Annotated in this window: 26 protein-coding genes and 1 tRNA gene; 24 read left to right on the top strand and 3 right to left on the bottom strand. The window is 32.4% G+C overall.

The features are described from left to right. The first annotated feature begins 37 nt into the window (after positions 1-37). The 4 genes from WC663_05265 (at position 38) to WC663_05280 (ending at position 2,353) form a co-directional block, all read left to right on the top strand. On the top strand, positions 38-493 hold the full coding sequence (locus WC663_05265; GenBank protein ID MFA6296739.1) for a CBS domain-containing protein: 456 nt from the start codon (positions 38-40) through the stop codon (positions 491-493). 127 nt (positions 494-620) lie between these two features. Beyond that, positions 621-1,439 carry a bifunctional DNA-formamidopyrimidine glycosylase/DNA-(apurinic or apyrimidinic site) lyase gene (gene mutM / locus WC663_05270; GenBank protein ID MFA6296740.1) on the top strand — a complete coding sequence of 273 codons (819 nt, stop codon included), beginning with the start codon at positions 621-623 and terminating at the stop codon, positions 1,437-1,439. A gap of 138 nt (positions 1,440-1,577) precedes the next feature. Further along, positions 1,578-1,769 carry a hypothetical protein gene (locus WC663_05275; GenBank protein MFA6296741.1) on the top strand — a complete coding sequence of 64 codons (192 nt, stop codon included), beginning with the start codon at positions 1,578-1,580 and terminating at the stop codon, positions 1,767-1,769. Further along, a complete protein-coding gene (locus WC663_05280) occupies positions 1,763-2,353 on the top strand; it encodes a hypothetical protein (protein ID MFA6296742.1) in 591 nt (196 codons plus the stop codon). The genes WC663_05275 and WC663_05280 overlap by 7 nt, the downstream gene beginning before the upstream one ends. A gap of 74 nt (positions 2,354-2,427) precedes the next feature. Here WC663_05280 and WC663_05285 read toward each other — a convergent pair whose 3' ends face one another. Further along, positions 2,428-2,811, bottom strand: coding sequence for a hypothetical protein (locus WC663_05285; protein MFA6296743.1), 384 nt, complete (start codon positions 2,809-2,811; stop codon positions 2,428-2,430). A 97-nt stretch (positions 2,812-2,908) separates the two neighbouring features. Here WC663_05285 and prfB point away from each other — a divergent pair. The 15 genes from prfB to WC663_05360 all read left to right on the top strand — a co-directional run bounded on the left by prfB (position 2,909) and on the right by WC663_05360 (position 17,261). Beyond that, positions 2,909-3,995, top strand: a protein-coding gene (gene prfB / locus WC663_05290; GenBank protein MFA6296744.1) for a peptide chain release factor 2 whose coding sequence is annotated in 2 segments (ribosomal slippage) — positions 2,909-2,974 and positions 2,976-3,995 — 1,086 coding nt in all. Because the reading frame shifts where the segments join, the coding sequence is not laid out codon by codon here. A 70-nt stretch (positions 3,996-4,065) separates the two neighbouring features. Further along, positions 4,066-4,743: an ATP-binding cassette domain-containing protein gene (locus tag WC663_05295; GenBank protein ID MFA6296745.1), complete on the top strand. Its 678-nt coding sequence runs from the start codon at positions 4,066-4,068 to the stop codon at positions 4,741-4,743. A gap of 127 nt (positions 4,744-4,870) precedes the next feature. After that, a complete protein-coding gene (locus WC663_05300; protein ID MFA6296746.1) occupies positions 4,871-5,785 on the top strand; it encodes a permease-like cell division protein FtsX in 915 nt (304 codons plus the stop codon). A 61-nt stretch (positions 5,786-5,846) separates the two neighbouring features. After that, a complete protein-coding gene (locus WC663_05305; protein MFA6296747.1) occupies positions 5,847-6,716 on the top strand; it encodes an ABC transporter ATP-binding protein in 870 nt (289 codons plus the stop codon). Between the two features lie 81 nt (positions 6,717-6,797). Beyond that, on the top strand, positions 6,798-7,613 hold the full coding sequence (locus WC663_05310; protein MFA6296748.1) for an ABC transporter permease subunit: 816 nt from the start codon (positions 6,798-6,800) through the stop codon (positions 7,611-7,613). A 33-nt stretch (positions 7,614-7,646) separates the two neighbouring features. Then, on the top strand, positions 7,647-8,321 hold the full coding sequence (locus WC663_05315) for a thermonuclease family protein (protein MFA6296749.1): 675 nt from the start codon (positions 7,647-7,649) through the stop codon (positions 8,319-8,321). A gap of 30 nt (positions 8,322-8,351) precedes the next feature. Next, complete coding sequence (locus tag WC663_05320) at positions 8,352-10,103, top strand: lipocalin-like domain-containing protein (GenBank protein MFA6296750.1); 1,752 nt, start codon at positions 8,352-8,354, stop codon at positions 10,101-10,103. Between the two features lie 79 nt (positions 10,104-10,182). After that, positions 10,183-10,317 carry a hypothetical protein gene (locus WC663_05325; GenBank protein MFA6296751.1) on the top strand — a complete coding sequence of 45 codons (135 nt, stop codon included), beginning with the start codon at positions 10,183-10,185 and terminating at the stop codon, positions 10,315-10,317. Further along, on the top strand, positions 10,317-10,571 hold the full coding sequence (locus tag WC663_05330) for a GIY-YIG nuclease family protein (protein MFA6296752.1): 255 nt from the start codon (positions 10,317-10,319) through the stop codon (positions 10,569-10,571). Before WC663_05325 ends, WC663_05330 begins: the two co-directional genes overlap by 1 nt. Positions 10,572-10,666: 95 nt before the next feature. Then, positions 10,667-10,737: transfer RNA gene (locus WC663_05335), tRNA-Gln, on the top strand. A 19-nt stretch (positions 10,738-10,756) separates the two neighbouring features. Beyond that, a complete protein-coding gene (locus WC663_05340; GenBank protein ID MFA6296753.1) occupies positions 10,757-12,139 on the top strand; it encodes a nicotinate phosphoribosyltransferase in 1,383 nt (460 codons plus the stop codon). Positions 12,140-12,266: 127 nt separating this feature from the next. After that, the gene (locus tag WC663_05345) at positions 12,267-13,547 is read left to right on the top strand and encodes a hypothetical protein (GenBank protein ID MFA6296754.1); all 1,281 of its coding nucleotides are present in this window, start codon (positions 12,267-12,269) and stop codon (positions 13,545-13,547) included. Between the two features lie 75 nt (positions 13,548-13,622). Beyond that, the gene (locus WC663_05350) at positions 13,623-14,297 is read left to right on the top strand and encodes a response regulator transcription factor (protein ID MFA6296755.1); all 675 of its coding nucleotides are present in this window, start codon (positions 13,623-13,625) and stop codon (positions 14,295-14,297) included. Positions 14,298-14,367: 70 nt separating this feature from the next. Next, positions 14,368-15,378 carry a HAMP domain-containing sensor histidine kinase gene (locus WC663_05355; GenBank protein ID MFA6296756.1) on the top strand — a complete coding sequence of 337 codons (1,011 nt, stop codon included), beginning with the start codon at positions 14,368-14,370 and terminating at the stop codon, positions 15,376-15,378. Positions 15,379-15,473: 95 nt separating this feature from the next. After that, positions 15,474-17,261 carry an HlyD family efflux transporter periplasmic adaptor subunit gene (locus tag WC663_05360; GenBank protein MFA6296757.1) on the top strand — a complete coding sequence of 596 codons (1,788 nt, stop codon included), beginning with the start codon at positions 15,474-15,476 and terminating at the stop codon, positions 17,259-17,261. Positions 17,262-17,354: 93 nt separating this feature from the next. On the opposite strand, the gene WC663_05365 is transcribed toward WC663_05360, so the two are convergent. Beyond that, positions 17,355-17,678: a hypothetical protein gene (locus tag WC663_05365; protein ID MFA6296758.1), complete on the bottom strand. Its 324-nt coding sequence runs from the start codon at positions 17,676-17,678 to the stop codon at positions 17,355-17,357. Between the two features lie 68 nt (positions 17,679-17,746). On the opposite strand from WC663_05365, the gene WC663_05370 reads away from it, so the two are divergent. The 5 genes from WC663_05370 to WC663_05390 all read left to right on the top strand — a co-directional run bounded on the left by WC663_05370 (position 17,747) and on the right by WC663_05390 (position 21,802). Then, positions 17,747-18,439: an ABC transporter ATP-binding protein gene (locus tag WC663_05370; GenBank protein ID MFA6296759.1), complete on the top strand. Its 693-nt coding sequence runs from the start codon at positions 17,747-17,749 to the stop codon at positions 18,437-18,439. A gap of 69 nt (positions 18,440-18,508) precedes the next feature. Further along, positions 18,509-19,726 (top strand): ABC transporter permease, encoded by a 1,218-nt coding sequence (locus tag WC663_05375; GenBank protein MFA6296760.1) that lies wholly within the window; start codon positions 18,509-18,511, stop codon positions 19,724-19,726. A gap of 64 nt (positions 19,727-19,790) precedes the next feature. Continuing rightward, the gene (locus tag WC663_05380) at positions 19,791-20,243 is read left to right on the top strand and encodes a hypothetical protein (GenBank protein ID MFA6296761.1); all 453 of its coding nucleotides are present in this window, start codon (positions 19,791-19,793) and stop codon (positions 20,241-20,243) included. Between the two features lie 101 nt (positions 20,244-20,344). Further along, positions 20,345-21,160: a prohibitin family protein gene (locus WC663_05385; protein MFA6296762.1), complete on the top strand. Its 816-nt coding sequence runs from the start codon at positions 20,345-20,347 to the stop codon at positions 21,158-21,160. 201 nt (positions 21,161-21,361) lie between these two features. After that, positions 21,362-21,802: a hypothetical protein gene (locus WC663_05390; GenBank protein MFA6296763.1), complete on the top strand. Its 441-nt coding sequence runs from the start codon at positions 21,362-21,364 to the stop codon at positions 21,800-21,802. A 38-nt stretch (positions 21,803-21,840) separates the two neighbouring features. On the opposite strand, the gene WC663_05395 is transcribed toward WC663_05390, so the two are convergent. Beyond that, on the bottom strand, positions 21,841-23,040 hold the full coding sequence (locus WC663_05395) for an ABC transporter permease (protein MFA6296764.1): 1,200 nt from the start codon (positions 23,038-23,040) through the stop codon (positions 21,841-21,843).

The raw sequence follows: 23,040 nt of genomic DNA on the forward strand, positions 1-23,040 counted from the left end.
TAACAATTTATCAATTTAACATTAAGCAATAAATGCTATGCAAGTACAAGAAGTAATGACGAAGAAAATTGTCAAAATAAAAAAAGGGACAACGCTTCGAGAAGCGGCAAAAATTTTGATCAAAAATGATATAACTGGCGCGCCTGTAGTTAACGAAAAAAATAAAGTGATTGGCTTAATTTCTGAAAAGAATGTTTTTAGAGCGTTGTATCCAAATTATGAAGAATTTTATATTGATCTAGATATAATTGCAAAACCAAATACTTTGAATGACAGATTAAAAAATATTGTTGATTTGAAAGTTGAAAATTTTATGGTTCGTGATGTTATTTCAGCCTTGCCTTCTGATTCTTTAGTAAAAGTTGGCGGAATTATGATGGCACGAGGCGTTCATCGAGTTTTAGTTGTTGATGAAAAAGATACTTTGCTTGGCGTTGTTAGCAGAAGAGACATTTATCCAGTAGTTTTTAAAATGTTGTTAAATATAAAATAACGAGTAACTAGTAATAAGTAACTAGTAATTAGTAATAAATATGCCAGAATTTCAGAGGTTGAGATAATTATCCGCCTTCGCTTTGCTAAGCTTCGGCGGACAAAGGACGACAGTATAATATAATTTTATGCCTGAATTACCAGAAGTAGAAACGATTAAAAGACAGCTAGAAAATAAAATAATTGGCAAGAAGATTAAGGATGTTGAAGTTCGATATGCCAAGTTATTAAATTTGCCAGAAAAAGATTTTATTAAACAAGTTTCTGGAAGTAAAATTGTTGCTTTAAAAAGAAGAGCAAAACTTTTGATTTGGCAATTATCAAATGATAAAAATTTAGTTTTTCATTTGAAGATGGCTGGACAGGTTATTTGGGCAGGAAAAAATCCAGAATTAGCAAGATATACTTATGTTATTTTTACTTTGTCAGATTCTAATAAAGTATTTTTTAATGATAAAAGAAAATTTGGTTGGGTGAAATTTTTGAATAATCAAGATTTAGAAAAATTATTATTGTCTTATGGTCATGAACCATTAGATAAAAATTTTACTTGGCAAGATTTGAAAGAAATTTTAAATAAGAAAAAAAGAATTAGAATAAAACCATTGTTAATGGATCAAACTTTATTGGCTGGAGTTGGCAATATTTATGCTCAAGAAGCTTGTTTTTGCGCAGGAATTTTGCCAGAGCGAAAAGCAGGCGATATAGTTGACGAAGATATTAAAAAGTTGTATGATTGCTTGAAAAAAGTTTTACTTGATTCTATCAAACATCATGGTACTTCAGCTGATGCTTATGTAGATGCAATGGGCAATAAGGGCAGTTTTGAAGCAAGATTGAAAGTTTATGGACGTGAAGGCGAGAAATGTTATAGATGCGGTGGAATAGTAAAAAAGATGAGACTTGGGGGACGAGGAACTTATTTTTGTCCAAAATGCCAAGCGTAGAGACGTAGCATTGCTACGTCTGTACAAAGATTTTTAAAGTTATCCGCCTTCGTCCTGTGGGACTTCGGCGGACAGGTAAAGTTCATAAAGTATTTTTTTGGATATTGTTCTTTTGACAACGAGGAGAGGAGGAAAGAAATGGAAAATTGTTCAAAGGGATTTTCGCAAGGGATTTTAAGTGGTAAAGATTATTTTATTTTTGCTGTAGATTTGGTAAAGCTTGTTCCGATTATGGTTGTGGCTGTACCAATTGTTTTGATGAATGTTGCGCGTGATAGATTGTCTAAAGACAAAAGTAAAAAATCAAGAATCTGTGGAATTGATTGGTAGCAAAAGAAGGAGGAAGGAAGATGAGCGACAATGACTACGAAGGAGCTTTTGAGGGCATGTTGCATGGTTCTTTGAGAAGTAGGCTTGAAAATCTCTTTAAGACATTTTGGAAAGAAATTGTTTATTTGAAGGATACTCGAGGATTGGTTTTAAGTTTTGGAGTGTCGATTGTTGTGATTCTTGTTGTTGTTATTTTGATACCGTTGATAATAGTAATATGGTTGTATGATAAACTCGCAGCTATCTTTAACAGGTTTTCTGAAAAGAAAACAGATAGCTCTGAGTTTGAAAGAAAAGAAAAGACTGAGGCGAGAAAGAGGATGTTTGGGGAAGTAATGAAAGTTTTGTTTTTGGTATTGGTACTTGTAGTATTTTTTTTCTTGATTGCAATAAGACAACTTGGTTTTGCTTTTATCTGTTTGTGTGGAGGTCTCTTCTTTTGGTATATTTGGGAAAAATTTTTTACGGATCATGCAGGTTCGAGTAGTAATGTAACTTGTTGTGAATCTCTTGATCAGTGTACTTGTGATGGTGGAGAAATGTGTGATGCTTGCAGATATTATTATAATCATATTAATCAATAATTGATCTTTAACTGGTTTTGACCAGTTTTTTTGTACTAAAAAAACTCTTTGAAAAGAGTTTGGTTAAAAGGGTACTAGGGTAGAGTGGAGCATAGGCCGTAAAGTTCGACGATGGCATCTTGGTTGTCTTTGGGTGGTTTGATGGAGATGAGTGAATCAGGAATGAGTCCTAGAATATGAAATTTGATTTTGATTTCAAGCGAAGGAGAAAAGGTTTTGGTAATTTCCGAAGTGCCTTTGGTAATGACAATACAAGGGTCTTTCATGGTTTTGAATAGATAGCTGATGCCGATAATAGTGGCATTCCAGGCGGGCATTTCTTTTTCTCCAACCTGAACAATTTCATCTCCGAAGAAATCTTCCTCGTCATAACTTGTGAGAAGAACAGGTTCTGCAAAAGCGGAGGAACAAACAGAGAAAATGCACAGGAAGCAAAGTGCAGAGATGGCCTTTTTCATTGTTGTCCTCCGTGGGTGAAAGCCGACCATATCATATCATATTGAATGAATTTGTCAAGTTTTTGACAGTTATTTTATATTATAGTAAACTTGGAATATGCAGGAATTATTACAAAAATTAGAAAAAATAAAACAGGACATTGCGAAAGTAATGGATCGTCTTTGATATTGCGGGTAAAATTAGTAAAATAAGTAAAATAAGTAAAGATGTCCAGAGTCCTGATTTTTGGAAAGATACAAAAAAAGCAAAGGCAGTGATGCGTGATTTGGATAGTCTAAAGAAAATGGTGGAATTATGGGAGGGCATGTTAGCTGAAACGAATGATTTATTTGATATGTTAGAAATTGCAAAGGATGATGAAATCTTGCAAAAAGAATTAGAACAGCGTTTTGAAATATTGAACAAAAAATTTGAACAGCACCAATTTGAAATAATGATGGCAGGTGAATATGATTTGAATAATGCAATTATGATGATTCATTCAGGAACTGGTGGAACAGAAGCGCAAGATTGGGCAGAAATGTTACTTAGAATGTATTTGAGATATTGTGAAAAAAGAGGCTGGCAAACTGAAATTATCGACAAGGTTTTGGGTAGCGAAGCTGGCATAAAAAATGCTACAATAAAGATAACTGGTAATTATGCTTATGGTTATCTAAAAGCTGAAGCTGGAATTCATAGATTAGTACGGCAATCTCCTTTTGATGCTGATCATGCAAGACATACTTCTTTTGCTTTGGTTGAAGTAATTCCAGAATTATCATCTGATATTAACATACAAATTGATCCAAGCGAATTAAGAATTGATACATATCGATCAAGTGGTGCAGGAGGCCAGAGTGTTAATAAAACAAGCTCTGCAGTTCGAATTACACATTTGCCAACAGGAATTGTGGTTGCTTGCCAGAATGAAAGATCACAAGCTCAGAATAGAGAAACAGCAATGAGTATTTTGAAATCAAGACTTTTTGAGAGAGAATTGAAAAGAAAGAATGAAGAAAAAGCAAAAATTCGAGGCGAACATATTGAAGCAACTTGGAGCAATCAAATCAGGTCTTATGTTTTACATCCATACAAAATGGTTAAAGATCATCGAACAGAATATGAGGTTAAAGATGCGGAGGCAGTGTTAAATGGAGATTTAGATGGATTTATTGATGAGTATTTAAAACGAGAATCATGAATTAAGAATTATGAATAATGATCTAATGCTTTGATCATAATTCATTATTCATGATTCATAATTCATTTTTATGATTGAATTCAAACAAATTAACAAATCTTATTCTGACGGTCTTGTTTTAAGTGATATAAATCTCACAGTCAATGACGGCGAATTTATTACTTTTGTTGGAAGATCTGGCGTTGGCAAAACGACTATTTTTCGGTTGCTAATTGGTGAAGAAAAACCAGATTCAGGAGAATTAATTGTTAATGGCTGTAATGTCGAAAAATTAAGCAAAAGCAGAATTCCATATTATCGCAGAAAATTAGGCGTTGTGTTTCAGGATTTTAAATTGTTATCAAGAAAAACTGTTTATGAAAATGTGGCTTTTACTTTGGTTGTATCAGGTGCATCAAATAAAAAAATAAAAGAATTGGTACCACAAGCTATTGGCTTGGTTGGATTGTCAGGAAAAGAAGAACGTTTTCCGCATGAATTGTCAGGTGGTGAACAACAACGTTGTGCAATTGCAAGAGCTATAGTTCATCAACCAAAAATTTTGATAGCTGATGAGTTGACTGGTGATTTGGATGCAATTTATTCTTGGGAAATTATGGAAATATTATTAAGAATTAATAAGCTTGGAAATACTGTTTTGATTGCAACTCATGATCGAGATATTGTTAATCGTTTGAATAAAAGAGTGATTACAATGGAAAATGGCAAGATTGCCAAAGATCAGCGTGTAGGGCACTACATGATCTAATTTCCAATTATCATTTTTCAATTTTCAATAAATAACCAATTTTCAATTTTCAGAGCGACGACGTTTTGGAAATTGATCATTGACAATTTATTGTAAATTGGAAATTGTAAATTTTTATAGATAATTTATGTTAAGATCTCTATTTCGTGTCATTAAGTTTGGTTTCATGAATTTCTGGCGGAATATCTGGATGTCTTTTGCTACGACTTTGATTATGGTTTTGACTTTATTCTCAATTAGTCTTTTGATTGTTTTGAATCTTTATGGAAATTTGATTTTGGAAAATATTAAAAATAAAATTGATGTAACTGTCTTTTTTAGTCAGGATGTCAGCAAAGCGCAAATCGATGAACTGCAAAGTGCTTTGTCGAATATGAGTGATGTTGAAGAAGTAAAATATACATCAAAAGATGAGGCTTTAAAAGAATTTCAAGAAAAACATGGCGATAACCCTTTGTTGTTATCTTCAATTACAGAATTAGAAGGCAATCCATTGCGAGATACACTTGTAATTCGAGCTAGAAATTTGGAAAAATATAATGATATTAAAATATTTTTGGATAATGAAAAATATCAGCCAATTGTTGAAAAATTTACTTTTGATGATAATAAAGAAATTATCAATAAAGTTTCTTCAACATTGAGCATTGCTAAAAAAATAGGTATTGGCGTGAGTGTAATCTTTTGTATTATCGTAGTTTTGGTTATGTTTAATACAATCAGAATGACAATTTATACTCAGAAAGATGAGATCAGTATTATGAGACTTGTTGGTGCCACGAACTATTTTATTGAGATTCCTTTTATTATTGAAGGCATGCTTTATGGATTATTTGCGAGTGTGATTTCAACAATTATTTTGTATCCAATTATTTTGTATACTACTCCAAAGATAAATGAATTTTTTCAACTGGTTAATGTTGATGCTGCTTCTGTAATTAACAAAAATTTGTTGATTATCATTGCTGTCCAACTTTTACTTGGAATATTTTTGGGAGTAGTTTCTAGTGCTATTGCTATAAGAAAGTACCTTAAAGTTTAGCTTCACTCTAATACCTCTCAAATAGCACTAATAAAATCTCTAATGTTTTTACAATAACAAAATGAGCGTTATTGAAGTTAAAAATTTAAAAAAATATTTTGGCAAGACTAAGGCAGTTGATGGTATTAGTTTTGAAGTTAAAAAAGGAGAGATCTTTGGTTTTTTGGGTCCAAATGGTGCAGGCAAGACAACAGCAATTCGATGTATGATGGATTTTATAAAACCGACAAGTGGCGAAATTAAAATTTTAGACAGAGATGCCCAAAAAGACTCTGTTTTTTTGAAAGAAAAAATTGGCTATTTATCAGGAACTGTCAGGCTCTATGATAAATGGACTGGTAAAGAGCATCTTGATTTTATTAAAGAATTAAATGGCAAAAATAATATTGCTAATGATTTGATTAAAAGATTAGACTTTGATGTTAAAGTGAAAACAAAAAGTCTGTCATCTGGAAACAGACAAAAGCTTGGAATAATTATGGCAATGTTATGCAATCCAGAAGTTTTAATTCTTGATGAGCCATCAATGGCTCTTGATCCTTTGATGCAACATGAAGTTTATCATTTGATTAAAGAAGCATCAGAAAAAGGAACAACTGTTTTTATGTCTTCTCATAATTTGGCAGAAGTGCAGAAAATTTGCAGTAGAATTGGAATTATAAAAAATGGCAAGATGGTAGCAATGGAAGATATTTCGACTTTGCGACAAAAAAGTATGTATACGATGAATATTAATTTTGAAGATAAAATTAATGCTGATGATTTTAAATTAGCTGGAGTTGAGATAATTAAGGCATTGCCGAATGAGTTAAGTCTAGGAGTGAAAGGCGATTTGAATCCAATAATCAAAAAAATTGGTAATTATAGAATAAAAGATTTGGATATTGAACCTGCATCTCTGGAAGAGATTTTCTTGGAATATTATGGTTAAATTATTTGATTATGTTTAAATAAATATAGATGATTTTATCGCGGAAATACGCGGAAATTACGCGGAAAACGCAGAAAAAATATGGTAAAAGAATTTTTCATTTTAGTTTGGCGGACAATTAAAGATCGCAAAATAACGATCATTGTTTATTGTTTGGCAGTAATTGCATTTTTATGGATGTATGTTGGTTTGTTTCCAGCATTTCGTGATCAGTCAGCAACTTTTAATGAAATGATGAAAAGTTATCCGCAGGATTTCATGAAAGCTTTTGGAGTGGAAAATATTGATATGAGTTCTTTGGAAAGTTTTTTGGCAATGGAGCAATTTGGAATAATCTGGCCTTTGATGGTTAGTTTTTTGATGATTTCTTTGGCTGGAATAATGTTGGCTGGAGAAATAGAAAAGGGAACTTCCGAATTATTATTATCTAGGCCTGTATCTAGGCAACAAATTTTTTGGTCGCGGTATTTGGTTGGGATTGCTGTTTTGATAGTTTTTGTTTTTTGTTCAGTAATGGCAGTAATTCCTTTTGCGAAAATTTATAAGGTTGATTATCTAATTAATAATTTTTGGACAATGTCTATGGCTTGCTTTTTGTTTGGTTGGGCGATTTTCAGCATTGCTTTTATGTTTTCAGCTATTTTTTCAGAGAGAAGCAGAGTTTATATGTTGGCAGGTGGCTTGTTAGTTTTGATGTATGTGATAAAAATAATTTCTTCTTTGAAAGAAAGTTTGGAAAATTTGAAATATTTTTCTTTTTTCTATTATTATGATGCTAATAGGGCATTGGTGGAGAATATAATTGATGGCAAATCTTGGGTTGTTTTTATGAGTGTTGCTGTTGTTTGTACTGTGATTGGGATGGTGGTGTTTAGAAAGAGGGATGTGGCGGTGTAGGTGTTTATAATTATTTTAAAATAAAAACTTATTATGAAAAAAATTATATTTATTATATCTTTATTTGTGTTATTTTTTGGTTTTTATTTTGTTGATGCGAAGAAGCATAAAGTTGTACAAGTGCTTGATGGTAATACAATCAAAGTTAATATTCATGGTAAGATCAAATCTGTAAAACTTATTGGTATTGATGCGCCGAAAATTAAAAGTTTTGGAAAATCAGATGAATGTTTTGGTAAAGAAGCATTAAGCTATTTAAAATCTAAAATTGAAAATAAGAGAGTAAAGATTTTGAAAGATTCTGATGGGCGTAAGATTGATAATAAAGGATTCCTTTTGCGTTATGTTTATTTGGGTGAAAAAAATATTAGTGCAAAAATACTTAAAGATGGTTATGTTTATGTTTATACTGGTTATCATTTTTCTAAAGTTAAAAGATTTAAAAAATTAGAAAAATACGCTCGCAATAATGAAAGAGGATTATGGAATATTAGTACATGTGATGGTCAAAGAGAGATACCTGTAAAAGAACCGGTAAAAGTAATTAGTCATATTTATTATACGAGTTCTTACTATACTGCTAGATATTATTATTGTGATACTGATGATGCATGGAAAGGATTATCGCCGACATATTTAAGATCTTTTAATTCTGTTGAAGAATTATTGAGAAATTTTCCAGGCAGAATATTACACCAACCTTGTTAAAAATATAATTTTCTAAATTAATTTTAAAAAATGGAAAAACAAAAAGACAAGAAAAATTTGTTGAAATGTTTATTTTCCGGCTTTATTATCATCGGAGTTGTTGTCATAATATTTGGCAATAATAATTTCAACAGATTAAAACCGAATATGGATTCAGCATCAAATGAAATCGACGAACAAAGCAAAAAAGATATTTATAATGTTCTTTGGCAGAAAGACATTTCTAAGTGGCCAGAAGGTCTTCCTCAAGAACTAGATGAAAAAAAATTATCCTCTATTAGTCCAAAAACATTTGGTGAGGAAGTTTTTACTATGCTTCAAGATGTTAAAACAAAAACAATTCCTTTAGTTCAAAGAAATCCAAAAGGTTACGATGAATTATCTAAGCTTTCGGAAAATGGATTTAATACAAGAGCAGCCTATACATTGGGAGGATTAATGGGGCCTGATTATTTTAACGGATATGACGGGATGAAAAGCATTAATAAATTAGAATTTCCTCGAGATTATGGAATGCATGAAAATTTTCAATTTGGATGGAATTTTATGTCCCTTAATCTCAAAGATCAAAATGGTAATGATATTGATGTACTCATTAATTATTTTACCAGAGCAATATATCCACCTGACATTGCTAAAAAAATGGGCCTCTCGGAAATTGATAATCAAGTTGTCGAACAAATTGTAGGTGTAGGGTATTCTGATAGAAATTTGCATTTTCAAGCTGCGAATCCGGTAATTTCAGGGAAAACTGGTTTAGTTGAATTCGGAAGTCAGCCATATGAAATAAAATTTGGAAATAATGAAGTTAAAAGTATTAACAAAGACTCATTTTTGCCATATACCGTCAAAATATATGATCCAGAAACTGACCTTAAAATCGATTTAACGTTTGAACAAACAAAACCAATGTTTTTAGAAGGTGATGAAGGCAAAGACCCAAGTATGTATAATCTTGGTACATGGTATTATTCAATCCCAAATCTAAAAGTAAGCGGCACAGTTAATTATGCTGGAGATGATAGGAATGTAGAAGGCAAGGGATGGTTTGATAATCAATGGACTGCAGGAGTTATGCCTCCAGGATATCCTGATAATTATTATATTCGTGGACTTTCAAACATAGCAACTGTAGCAAAAAACAAAGTATCTCCGGGATGGGCTTGGGACTGGACAGAAGTTCAGTTTGACAATAATACCGAGATTACCCTTTCCAAAATGCATTCACCGTACGCACAAGACTTAAAAAATCATGGTGAAACTCCCCCAGCAAATACGGAAGCGGAAGCTACTGGCAAATTCATTGACACTGATGGCACAGCAACAGATATCAGCGCTAATGTAACAATTAATAAATGGTTTAAAAGTCCGAATTCTGGCGCATGGTATCCCGATGGTTGGGAAGTTACAGTATCAGAAAAAAATATGACTTTTACTATGACCCCAACTAGCCCTAATCAATTATTCACTACTGCCACAGGAGCCGAATTTCGCGAAGGTGGTGTAAAAGTTACCGGCAAAATGGGCGACACTAAACTTGCTGGCTATGGTTTTGGAGAAGGAACAGCTTATTCAGGACTAGATTATACTTTTTCTAAACAATTTGAAACTCTAGGGGTTGAAGATAGTCCTCAAAATATTGCATTATTTTCTCCATCAGTTCCAAGTATATGGCTTTTTGTCCAAAGCATTCTTTTATATCTAGTATCTCTCATTTTAATTGCTTGGCTTCTAATTATAATTATTCATGCGATTTCAAAAAAATTTCATAAGAGAAATTAATAAAAAAATTTTATTGATCTTAGATGATGTTGAAAAATTGGTGTTTTAGTTTTTATTTTGATTTGCCAAAATTATTTTTATGAAAACAAAAAAGAGCAAAACAATTCAAATCGTTCTTCTTGTTTTGATTATTATCGGAATTATTTTGTTGTGTACTCAAAAATTTTGGGTAGACAATTTGGTTGATTTTATTATGCAATATGAAAAAATCTAATGTATTATCTTTATATTTTAGAATGTGCTGACAAGACTTTGTACACTGGGATTGCAACAGATCTGAAGCGGAGATTGCTTGAACATAATAGTTCTAAGTTAGGGGCGAAATATACGTGTGCAAGGAGGCCCGTTAAGTTAGTTTATTCAAAAAAATTTAAAACTAGATCAAAGGCTTGTATTGAAGAGGCGAGGATTAAAAAGCTAAAAAAAATTGAAAAAATGGAATTGATTCATAGGGGTTCAATATATTGAGCCCCTACTGTTTTTATATTGAAATATTGAAGATTTGCGCTATAATAGGGTTGTTCCGCCTTCGTCTCCTTTCGGGAGACTCCGGCGGATTGCGATCCGGGATCGTCTAATGGTAGGACAACAGGTTCTGGACCTGTTTATCTTGGTTCGAATCCAGGTCCCGGAGAAAAATATAATATTATATTATGTTGAAACATCATTTTTTTACGCCAGAATACATGAATGTTTTTGATTTGGATCAGATCTACATGACGAGCTCAATGTGGTATGACACAAAAATGAAAGATACTTGGGCGACTTTTGATTTGATTGTTAGAGATATGCCGAAGAATCGTAATTTTTTGATTTTTGCTGGTTTGGAGGAGATGGCAACTCATTTACAAAATTGGAAATACACAAATGAACAAATTGCGATGCTTAAAAAAATGGAATTAATTTCTGATACGTTTGCTAAATTTTTGAAAACGGTCAAGTTTGAAGGTGATGTTTATGCAATGCCAGAAGGAAGTATTTTTTTTAATAATGAGCCAATAGTTAGAATTACCGCTCCTCTGATTCAAGGAAATTTATTGACGGCTTTTATGATGACTTGCTTGAGTTCTAATACTATTTATTCTTCGAAATTTGTAAGATCAGTAATCGCTGCCAAAGATAAAAATGTAATCGGTCCAAGTCCAGTTAGAGCCCATGGATTTGAATCTGCTTTTAAAGCGCAAAGGAGTGCTTATATTGTTGGTAGTAAGCAAGTACCTTCTCCAGTTGTCCGAAACTTTTTAAACATTCCGATGGGCGATAATGCAACAATTGCTTATCATGCTTTTGTCAATTCTTATGAATCTGAACAAGAAGCGATGCAAGTTGCCGCAGATCATGCTAAAGTTGATCTTTCTTTGATGGTTGATACTTATGATTATGATAAAGGAATAAAAAATGCAATTGTAATTGGAAAACAGTATGAAAAAATGGGCAAGAGTTTGAAAATTGTTGTAGATAGTGGTGATCTGTATGAAAACGTAGTGAAGGTTAAGAGAAAGATTGATGAGGCAGGCTTAAAAAATATAAGAATTGTTGTTGCGAGCAATCTAGATGAATACAAAATTACTGACTTGATGAAAAAGAAAATTCCAGCGAATACTTTTATTGTTTGTACAGAAGCTTTGACTTCTTCAGATGATCCTAAATTAGAAGTTGTTTATAAAATATCTGAAATAATAGAAAAAGATGGTAGGATAATTAATAAAATGAAATTATCGCCAGGCAAAATGAGTTTTCCAGGAAGAAAACAAGTTTATCGTAAATTTAAAAATAGTCATTTTGAAAAAGATATTATTGGATTAGAAGGCGAAAAAGGATTAGGTGAGCCATTATTAAGACCAATATTTAAAAAGGGAAAATTGGTTTATAATTTGCCAAGTGTTATAAAGATTAGAGATTATGTTTCCGAACAATTAAAGCAAATGCCAGAGAAATATTTAGAAATAGAAAAAACTTATAAATATCCAGTTGAAATTAGTGAAAAATTGCAGAAATTAATTATTGAAACAAAAAAGGAAATACAAGCGAAATAAAATTTAAGGAGGGGTAGGGGTTCAGAATTCTGAACCTTTATTTTTGTTTTCATTCTTTTTGATTGACAGAAAAATATATTTATGTAATGCTATTTAATCGTTCTTTGCCAACAAGGAGGGAAGGGAAGTGGAACAAAGAGACAGAGATCTTGTTAAAGCGATGGTCAATGCTTATTTGGATAAGATGAGGGCCGGGTCGGATCCAGCGTGGACTGGCAGAAAGGAAAAGAATGCTTTGCATGATGCTTTGTATATTGATGGTGTTCCGATTGTCTATGATGAAAAAAATTCTGCTCAATCATTGTTTAGCCAACTTGTTAGATTCAAAAAGGATAGTTTTGATTGTTATCCTCGCGATATGGTTTACCATTTTTTGTACATGTTGGAATATCTGCAGATTTTGGAAGAGGATGGAATTAATGGATTGAATAAGAGGATTGCGATTCTTGTTGATCAGTTGAGGACAATGAATCGTGATGATTATGATGGTATTCGTCATATTTGTAGACTTTTGGATAATTTGTTACAGACTGTGATTTATTTTTGTCCGCATCTGGTCTTTGGAGTGGAGTTGAAATTGAAGTCAGGCAGTGTCATGGATGATGAAGCTTTTGGTAATCTTTATGGCTATGAACATAATCGATGGCCATATGAGAAAATGATGGAAATGCAAGGATTTAATCCTAATGATTCTCGAAGATTGCGAATGGTTGTTAATTTGCCATATAGTTTTACGACAGGTACTCATGGTTCTGGCGAAAGAGCTGCTGTTGGATCATCGCGAGTACCGATTTGTTTTGGTACTTTGATGTATCGAGAAAGAATTCAGAAAAATGGTTCAGTACCTTGCGTCAAGATTTCAGTGAAACGACCTTTGTTGTCTGAGGATTATACGGCATTTGCAATTGACGAAGTAGAAAGTGTTCGACTTGTTCCAGAATGTGATTATATTCCATATTATTCTGATTTTGCTGATCATCCAGAAAAAGAAAAGCTGATTTCAAGAATGAAGCCAGAAGATTATTATCTGATTTTCAGAGATTTTAGTAATTACGTTAATTTCAGGAGAGATAATGTTCCTAGTTCTTATGATCTATTGGAGCGAGCGGCATTTTTGGCAGGTTTCTGCGAGCCAAGCTATTTTTGTCGATTAACTGAATTAGATTATGATAGAAAATCTTTTCAACTCGGTTTCATTTGGGAAGTAGATATTCCAAGCCATAAGCCTCAAGTCTATGAATTTTGGGATATTGAAAAGCCTGATGACGATACTCATGTGGCATTGGGCATGGTCTATGTTGCAATCAAATCACTTGATCAAGAAGTTATGAAGAAGGTGTGTGTTCACGAAGGCATTGATATTATTCGAAGATTAATGCAAATTCCTGTTCATGATCGACATTTCTAGTACTTTTAGACACATTATGTGTCTTTTTTTATTCTCAGTTGATTTTCAGCTTTATTTGGTATAAAATATATTGCTATGAGAATATTAGTTATTGAAGACGATCGCAAGATCGCTAATGCCATAAAAAAGGGTTTAGAGCAAGAATCATATGCAGTTGATGCTGTTTTTGATACAAAAGATGATAAATTGGGTCTGGCATTGCTAATCAATTATGATTTGATAATTTTGGATCGAATGTTGCCTGGTATTTCTGATGGCTTGAATATTTGTCGAAAATTAAGAAAAGAAGGCAAAAAAATGCCGATTTTAATTTTGACTGCAAAAGATAAAATTAATGAAAGAGTGGAAGGACTAGATGCTGGTGCAGATGATTATTTAATTAAGCCTTTTGCTTTTGAAGAATTATTAGCAAGAGTGAAAGCATTATTAAGACGTCCAAATCAAAGCTTGAATCAAATTCTAAGAGCAGGTGATTTGTCATTAGACTTACAAAATTTTAAAGTAATGCGAAAAAATATCGAAATAAAATTGTCGAGTACTGAATTTAAATTATTAGAATATCTAATTAGAAATAAAGGCAGAATTTTGACGAAAGATAATATAATGGAACATGTGTGGGATTATGATGCTGAGATTTTGCCAAATACGGTAGAAGTATTTATTGGTTATTTGCGCAATAAAATTGATAAACCGTTTTCATCTTTAAGTCATCTTCAGACAATTCGAGGTTTCGGATATAAAATTGAGTAACTTAAAAATTTTAATATTGAGATATTCGGATATTACGGATATTAGAAATTAGAAATTAGAAATTTTCGTCATGACATTTAAATCTGCTTATCTAAAATTAACGGCATTTTATGTTCTGATTGTAATGATAATCAGTATTTTTTTTAGTGTTGTTTTATATCGGATTTCTTCAAATGAATTGAATGAGAGATTGAGACAGCAAATGCAAAACTTTCAAGAATTGCAGTTTTTTGAAGGAAGTATGAATTATATTAATAGTTTTGAATTAATGAGATTGCAGCAGTTAGCACAAGCAAATCATAATTTAAAATTCTTTTTAATTTATTTTAATTTTTTTATTCTGGCTGTATCTTTTGGTTTGGGATATTTTTTAGCCCAAAGAACATTAAAACCAATCAAACAAATGATGGAATCGCAGAATAGATTTACAGCTGATGCATCTCATGAATTAAGGACTCCTTTAACTGCGATGAAATCTGAAATTGAAGTTAATTTGCGAGATAATAATTTGAGTTTAGAAAATGCTAAAAAATTATTAAGAAGTAATTTAGAAGAAGTGGAAAAGTTGGAAAATTTATCTAGGTCATTATTAAAATTGGCAAATTATGAAAGTAATAAAAATTTAATAATTACAAATGTGGCTTTAGAAGATATTATTGCAGAAAGTTATTTACGTGTAGAAAAATTGGCAAAAGAAAAGCAGATTACTTTTGAAAATGATTTGAAAAATATAAAAGTTAATGGCAATAGAGATTCTTTGATTCAACTTTTTAAAATTTTATTAGATAATGCAATTAAATATAGCAAACCAAATTCTAAAATATTTATTTTGATGGATAAAGTAAAAAATGATGCAATTATAAAAGTTCGTGATCAAGGAATGGGTATTAAGGAAGAAGAATTGAAGCATATTTTTGATCGATTTTATCGAACAGATTTGTCGCGATCAAAAGAAAAAAATAATGGCTATGGATTAGGATTATCAATTGCGATGCAGATTGTAAAATTACATAATGGAAAAATTAGCGTGGAAAGTCAGATCGAACAAGGATCCGAATTTACTGTTATCTTACCAATCTAAGCTATTTTTCAGGAAAATATAATACGAATATATGAATGAATGCAAATGATACGAATTACGAATACAAGAAAAATATTAATTGATTGAAATATTTTATGCAAAAGATTATTGAATTTTTAAAGAAACGAAAAATGATTGTAGGAGTGGCAATTGTTGTTTTAGCAATCGCAGGTTATTTCAGCATTAAAGCTATAAAAGGCAATGCTGCTGGTGTGACAAAATATGTTGTAGCAAAAGTAGAAAAAGGCACTCTAATCACTTCAGTAACTGGTAGCGGTCAAGTTTCTGCTTCTGATCAAGTTGATATTAAACCGACATCAGCTAGTGAAGTAACAAGCGTTTCAGTTAAAAAAGGCCAGGAAGTTAAAACTGGCGATTTCTTAGTCCAATTAGATTCTCAAGATTCTGCATCTGCAGTTGCTGATGCTGAAGTAAATTTGGAAAATGCAAAATTGGAATTAGAAAAAGCAAATCAACCTTCTGATGAATTATCAATTCTACAGGCAGAAAATTCTTTGGAGCAAGCTAAACAAAATAGAGAAAATGCATCTTCTGATTTAACAAAAAGCTATACAGATGGAATTGGCAGTGCCAATAAAGTATTTTTAGATTTGACAGAAGCAATGCAAGCAATGAATCAAAATAATTTGTTGAATTTTAATTATTATTATGATGTTACGAAATCTTATGATAGTGGTAAAGCATTATATTACAAAAATACAGCGCAAAATTCTTATCAAACTGCTTTAAAATTATATAATGAAACTTTGAGCGATTTAGGTACGACAAGCAGATCTTCATCAGCAGAAGAAATGGAAACATTAATTAATAATTCATATTCAGCTAGTGTTAAAATTGCAGAATCATTAAAAAATTATATTAATTTAATACAGTTCTATAAAAATATTTTAAGCTCTCATAATGTTTCAATTGATTCAGCTGTTGATAGGCAATTAACGACTTTTTCTTCTGATGTTACAAAAATCAATAATGGCATTTCAGAACTTTCTTTAGCAAAACAAAAATTGCAATCTAGTAAAAATGCAATTATAAATGCAGACTCCCAAGTGCTTGAAAAACAAGCAGCTTTAGATAAAGCAAAAGAGCCTGTTGATGAAATAGAAATTAAGACAAAACAAAATAATATTAAGCAAAGAGAAAATGCTTTAATTGATGCGCAAAAGAAGTTAGCAGATTGCAATGTAAAAGCGCCATTCGATGGTATTGTTGCGACAATTGATGCAAAAGTTGGTGATTCTGTATCACAAAATGCATCCTTTATAACATTAATTACAAAAGATAGAATTGCTGATATCTCTTTGAATGAAGTTGATTCAGTAAAAGTGAAGGCAGATCAAAAAGTAACATTAACTTTTGATGCAATTTCTGATTTAACTTTGACTGGAAAAATAGCTGAAATTGATTCGATTGCAACGACGACTCAAAATGTTGCTAGTTATAATGCAAAGATAGTTTTTGATACACAGGACGAAAGAATTAAGCCTGGAATGAGTGTTTCTGCTTCAATAATTACAGATTCAAAAGCTGATGTATTATTAGTGCCAGTTTCAGCTGTTAAAAATTCTTTATATGTTGAAATGCCTGATGAAGACATTGCTCCAAATGCAACATCACAAAATAGCGGAATTATTTTAAAGAAAGAATTAATACAACAGCAAATTACAATTGGGCTTTCTAATGACAGCTATTCTGAAATTACAGATGGTTTGAAAGAGGGCGATATAATTATTACTCGAACAATTGCGCCAACAACTACAAAGGCAACGACGACTACTTCAGGAAATAGTTTGTTTCAAATGGGTGGAAATCAGAAAAACATGGGTGGAAATAATTTGAGAAGTTCGCAAATGCAAAGAGACTAAGTTATAAAGTTTTAAAGTTATAAAGTTCATAAAGTTGTCTGCTATTTTCCAAATAAAAAAAGGCTGGTTAGGGCCTTGGTTGAGAGTGCTGTTCTAAAGTTTTAGAAGTGAATACATCTTTTGGAGCGTCGATTCATCTTGTATGATTTTTGCAATTTCATATTTTGGTACGGAGATTCCTATCTTTTCCGCTGCAAGTTCATTGAGTAGCACAGTGGATGTTTTGTCATAATAGAGATGTACCCAATCTCCGTATGTGGTTGTTGGTTCTACAAAATCGTCAATTTTTACGAGAGCGAGAATTCGTTGTTCCTTGCTGAAAGATGATGAATTGTGAATTTCTACCCATTCAGCGAGAGAAAGATTAAGCCTTCTTAATTCATCAGCAGACAATTTCTGAAGTTCTGTCATTTCCATCTCTTCTTCCTCCTCCTTCTTCTAGTGCAATAGAATGAGATTCTAGACTAAATAATATAACATAATTTATGATAGAGTGCAAGGGTATTACGAAAATTTACAAGTCTGGCGAGAATGAATTCAAGGCATTAGACAATGTTTCATTCAAAATTAATGATGGAGAATATGTGGCAATTGTTGGCCCTTCTGGTTCTGGGAAATCAACTTTGATGCATATTATCGGTGCTTTGGATACGCCAACATCTGGAGAATATCTATTGGATGATAAGGATGTTTCGAAATTATCTGATGATGAATTGGCAGAAATTAGGAAAAATAAAATTGGTTTTGTTTTTCAATCTTTTAATTTATTGCCAAGAGCTACTGTATTAAAAAATGTAATTTTGTCATTAATTTATTCTGATAAAGATGTGGAAAAGAGAGAGGAAAAAGCCAAGCAAGCATTGTTGCAGGCTGGCATGGATGAAAATCATTTTAATCATCTTTCGAATCAACTTTCTGGTGGACAAATGCAAAGAGTAGCTATTGCAAGAGCTTTAGTTAATAATCCTTCTTTAATTTTAGCTGATGAGCCAACTGGAAATTTGGATACAAAAACTGGAGAAATAGTTTTGAAAACTTTTGAAGATTTGAATAGAAAAGAACATCATACGATAATTCTAATTACACACGAACATGATGTGGCGAAACATGCGGATAGGGTTATTCAGATTAAGGATGGAAAAATTATTAAGGATGATAAAAATATAAAAACTTATTAACTGTCATTCTGAGGCCGAAGCCGAAGAATCCCATGAATATGCATTTAACCAGGATGACGTGGTATTTTTATGAGAATAGCTGATTTATTTCAAGAAACTTATCAAGCGTTAATTGCTAATAAAGTTAGATCAGGTTTGACTATACTAGGCATTGTTATTGGTATTGGCTCGGTAATTGCGATGATTGCGATTGGCCAAGGCTCTCAAAAAATGATTCAGTCGAATATTGAATCATTAGGATCAAATTTGATTTTGGTAATGCCAGGAATGCAAAGGACAGCTGGAGTTAGCCAAGGTAGAGGCTCTTCACAGACTTTGACGCTTGAAGATGCTGATAGAATAGTTTCTGAGATAAATAACGTGAAAGGAGTTGCGCCGGAATTATCTTCTAGATATCAGGCAGTTGCTTCAGGTAATAATACAAACACTTCGGTTGTAGGAACTGTTGCTTCATATCCAACTATTAGAAATTTAACTATTGATCAAGGATCTTTTATATCAGATCAACAAGTTGCTAGTATGTCAAAAGTGGCAGTAATTGGTCCAACAACTCGTGATGATTTGTTTGGAGAAAATGCAGATTGCTTAGGAAAGATTGTTAGAATTAATGGTATAAATTTTACAATTATAGGCGTGACGAAATCGAAAGGCAGTTCTGGCATGACGAATCAAGATGATATGATTTTTGTGCCTATAAAAACTGCTCAACAATTTTTAGCTGGTAGTAATTTTGTTAGTACTATTTCTGTCCAAGCAGAAAACCAAAATTCAATGGCTCAAGTTCAAGAAGAGGCAAGTAGCTTGCTTTTAGAAAGACATAATATCTCTGATCCAACCTTAGCTGATTTTAGTATTATGAATCAATCTGATATTGTGGCAACTGCTTCTTCGGTAACAAATACATTTACTGTTTTGCTTGGATCTGTAGCTGCGATATCTCTTGTTGTTGGCGGTATCGGTATTATGAATATGATGTTAACTACTGTAACTGAAAGAACTCGCGAGATTGGTTTGCGAAAAGCAGTTGGCGCAAAAAAAGCAGATATTAATTTACAGTTTTTGACTGAATCAATAATGCTGACATTTATCGGCGGAGTTTTGGGAGTTCTATTGGGCTGGTTGATTTCGTTAGCAGTACAAAAATTTGGTGGAATTACAACAAATATTTCTTTAACTTCTGTCTTATTAGCCTTTGGTGTTTCAGCTTTGATTGGAATTGTCTTTGGATATTATCCTGCACGAAGAGCGGCAAGTTTGAATCCAATTGAGGCGTTAAGATACGAATAACTTATTATTAATATTTAACACATCCGCCTTCGTCCTGCGGGACTTCGGCGGACAAGGAAAAATTATGAAAAAAACGTGGATTATTATGGTGGTGTTATTAATTGTGGTAGGTGGCGGATCATTTTATGGCGGTATGAAATATGGACAAGGAAAGAAAACAAATTTGAGTGGAAGCGCAAAACAAGGTTTCCAGAACATGACTGATGAACAAAGACAGCAAAGAGCGCAAAATGGCGGATTAGGAAGAATGGGCAATGGTAACGGTGGACTTGCAAATGGTGAAATTATTTCTAAAGATGATAAAAGTGTAACAATCAAATTGCGCGATGGCGGATCAAAAATTATTCTTTTTTCTGATTCTACAAAAGTTACCAAAAATGCAGAAGGAACAAAAAATGATTTGAAAGTTGGGGAAAATTTAATGGTGAGTGGAGATTCTAATTCTGATGGCAGTGTAACTGCAAAAACGATTCAGCTGATGCCTGCAGTTTTGGATAATGCACCAAAGACTAACTAAAAATATATTAAAAAACAGCCTCAAAATTTTTAGGCTGTTTTTGTTTTGCTGAATTTAATTATATGCTATACTGATTTAATTTAGAAAATTAATATTATATTATGACTGAAGTTTATAATGTAGCGAAAATGGAAGGAATCAACAACTTGAAGAAGAAAATGCCAATTCTTGTTTTGGCAGCAGTTGTTGTACTTTTATTGCTTGATGGTGTAGGAACAATTGGAGCAGGTGAGCGAGGAATTTTGTTGCAATTTGGAGCAGTAAAAGACAATGTTTTTGGCGAAGGTCTTTATTTTAAGATTCCTTTAGTTCAAAAAGTAGTAAAAATGGATGTAAAGATTAAAAAAGACGAAGTTCCAGCAAGCGCATCTTCAAAAGATTTGCAAGTTGTAACATCTAAAATTGCAATTAATTATCATTTAGATCCTGATGCAGTTAATAAAATTTGGAAAGAAGTTGGCACAGATTATAATGATCGAATAATTGCTCCAGCAATCCAAGAAGCAGTAAAAGCAACAACTGCAAAATTTACAGCTGAAGAATTAATTATCAAAAGACAAGTTGTTAAAGAGCAAATAAAAGAAAATTTAGCAAAAAGATTAGTAAAAAATTATATAACAGTTGATGAATTGAATATTGTTGCTTTTGATTTTTCAGAAGCATTTAATAGCGCAATTGAAGCAAAAGTAACAGCAGAACAATTAAAATTAAAAGCAGAACGAGATTTGCAAAGAATTAAAATTGAAGCTGATCAGAAAATTGCAGAAGCAGAAGGAAAGTCTAAAGCGATCAGAACAGAAGCACAGGCATTGAGTGAAAATGCAAAAGTTGTAGAACTTCGATGGATTGAAAAATGGGATGGAAAAACTCCAACATATTGGGGTGGAGCAACTCCTTTTATTGGATTAGAAAAGTAAATTGAATAATCTGCCTTCGTCCCTCGCTTTGCGAAGATGAGGGACTTCCTCCTTCGCTACGTTACGGAGGACAAGTCGGCGGACAAAGAAAAACAGCCTTGAAATTCAGGGCTGTTTTATTTTGAAAAACATTGACAGATATTTGTTTAAATTGTATTCTTTGTGGTTGGCGTATTTCCCTGGCAAAGGAGGGAGAAGGAAATGGCAGACAAAAAAGATACAGGATTTTGTGTGAAAACTTTAGGAGAAGGTAATGATAAAGTATCTTTTATTGCTTGCAGCACTTGTGGTGAGAAAATGTTCGGCGTTCTTTGTGATCAATGTGTCGGAAATCATGTTTATTTTATTGGTCATAGTCCAAATTGCACATCTGAATTTGCAAAAGTTGCATCAAAACATGAAGGGCATGCAATTCGGGGGGAAAAGTCAGAATTAAATGAAATTTGTGTTGATGTAGTAACTAAGGACGGTATTAAGGATTATGTTGTTAAATGTAGAATTTGTGATCAACAGCTTATAGTTTTTCATTGTGAAAGATGTGATGAAAGAATAATTCATGGACATACTGCTGATTGTGATAGCGAGTCAGCACAGGTTCTAAGAAGACACGATGGTCATCCATGTCATGAAGTTACTGGTTAACTGATTGTACTTTTTTTAAACACCTTTTGGTGTTTTTTTTATTTCGTAATAACTCTTTTGAATACTGGAACAGCAATTGTCAAAGTAACAGCACCAAAAATAAGTAGAATTAAAAGTTCATTTCTGACATCAACAAAGCTTGCTCCCAAGACCATGACTTTGCGTAAAGCATTGATGGCATAAGTTAGCGGAATAACTTTGGAAATATCTTGCATGATTTGTGGCATCATTAAAATAGGAAAAAAAACTCCTGATAAGAATAACATTGGAAATTGGAACATGAATAATAGTTGGGTTGCTGTTTCTTGTTCTGAAGCCATAGCAGATACTAAGATACCCAAGCCGACAAATGAAAAAATACCTAAAAGTAAAATTAGTAAAATTAATAAAAGGTTGCCGTGAATTGTTACGCCAAAAAGAATGACTGCTAAAAGTAAAACAATCGCGCCTTGAATTAAGCCTCTGATCGATTGAGCAGTTGCCTTGCCTAAAATAATAGCTAGTCGATTGATTGGCGAAATTAAAATACCATCTAGTGTTCCATCTTCTTTTTCTTTAGAAATTGCAGCAGCAAGACCAGTCAAAACTGCAGTCATAACAATCATAGCCATGATGCCAGGAGCAACAAATTCAAAATAGTTTGGATTGCCTGGAATAATACCTTGAATTGTTGATTTGATTGGTTGCATCATTGCAGTGGCTTGTTCTATTGAGCCTGGTTGATTTTCTGGTGATGTAATAATAACTAAAAATTTGGCAGTTTTTTGGATGCCAATTTGTTGTCCTAATCCAGAGGCCATATTAGATAATATTTGATCAACAACTGCACTGATTTGTGGATTGGATTGGTCTTCAACAATTATTACTTCTGGCTGTTTGTTGCCATTAATTTGGGAAGTAAAATCTTTTGGAATAAATATTCCACCACTGATTGTTTGTTTTTTAATGCCATTTTTTATTGCATCAATACTATCAAAAGTTGATGTTTTAAATGCTGATTGATTGTCTTGTTTTAAATCCGTGATCATGGTTACTAATTGGTTTCCGTATTGCTGGTTGTCTAAATTTGCGATGCCAATTGGAATATTTTTTAGAGTATTTTGATTAGGAAAAATAAATCCAGTCAAAATCATCATAAAAATAGGCATAATAATGAATGTGGCTAAACGGAGTTTGTCTCTAGAAAATTCAATTAAATCTTTTTTTGCGATGTGAAATATATCTTTGATTGTTTGCAT

Source organism: Patescibacteria group bacterium (assembly GCA_041662665.1).
Taxonomy (GTDB): Bacteria; Patescibacteriota; JABMPQ01; order JABMPQ01; family JAQVVF01; genus JAQVVF01.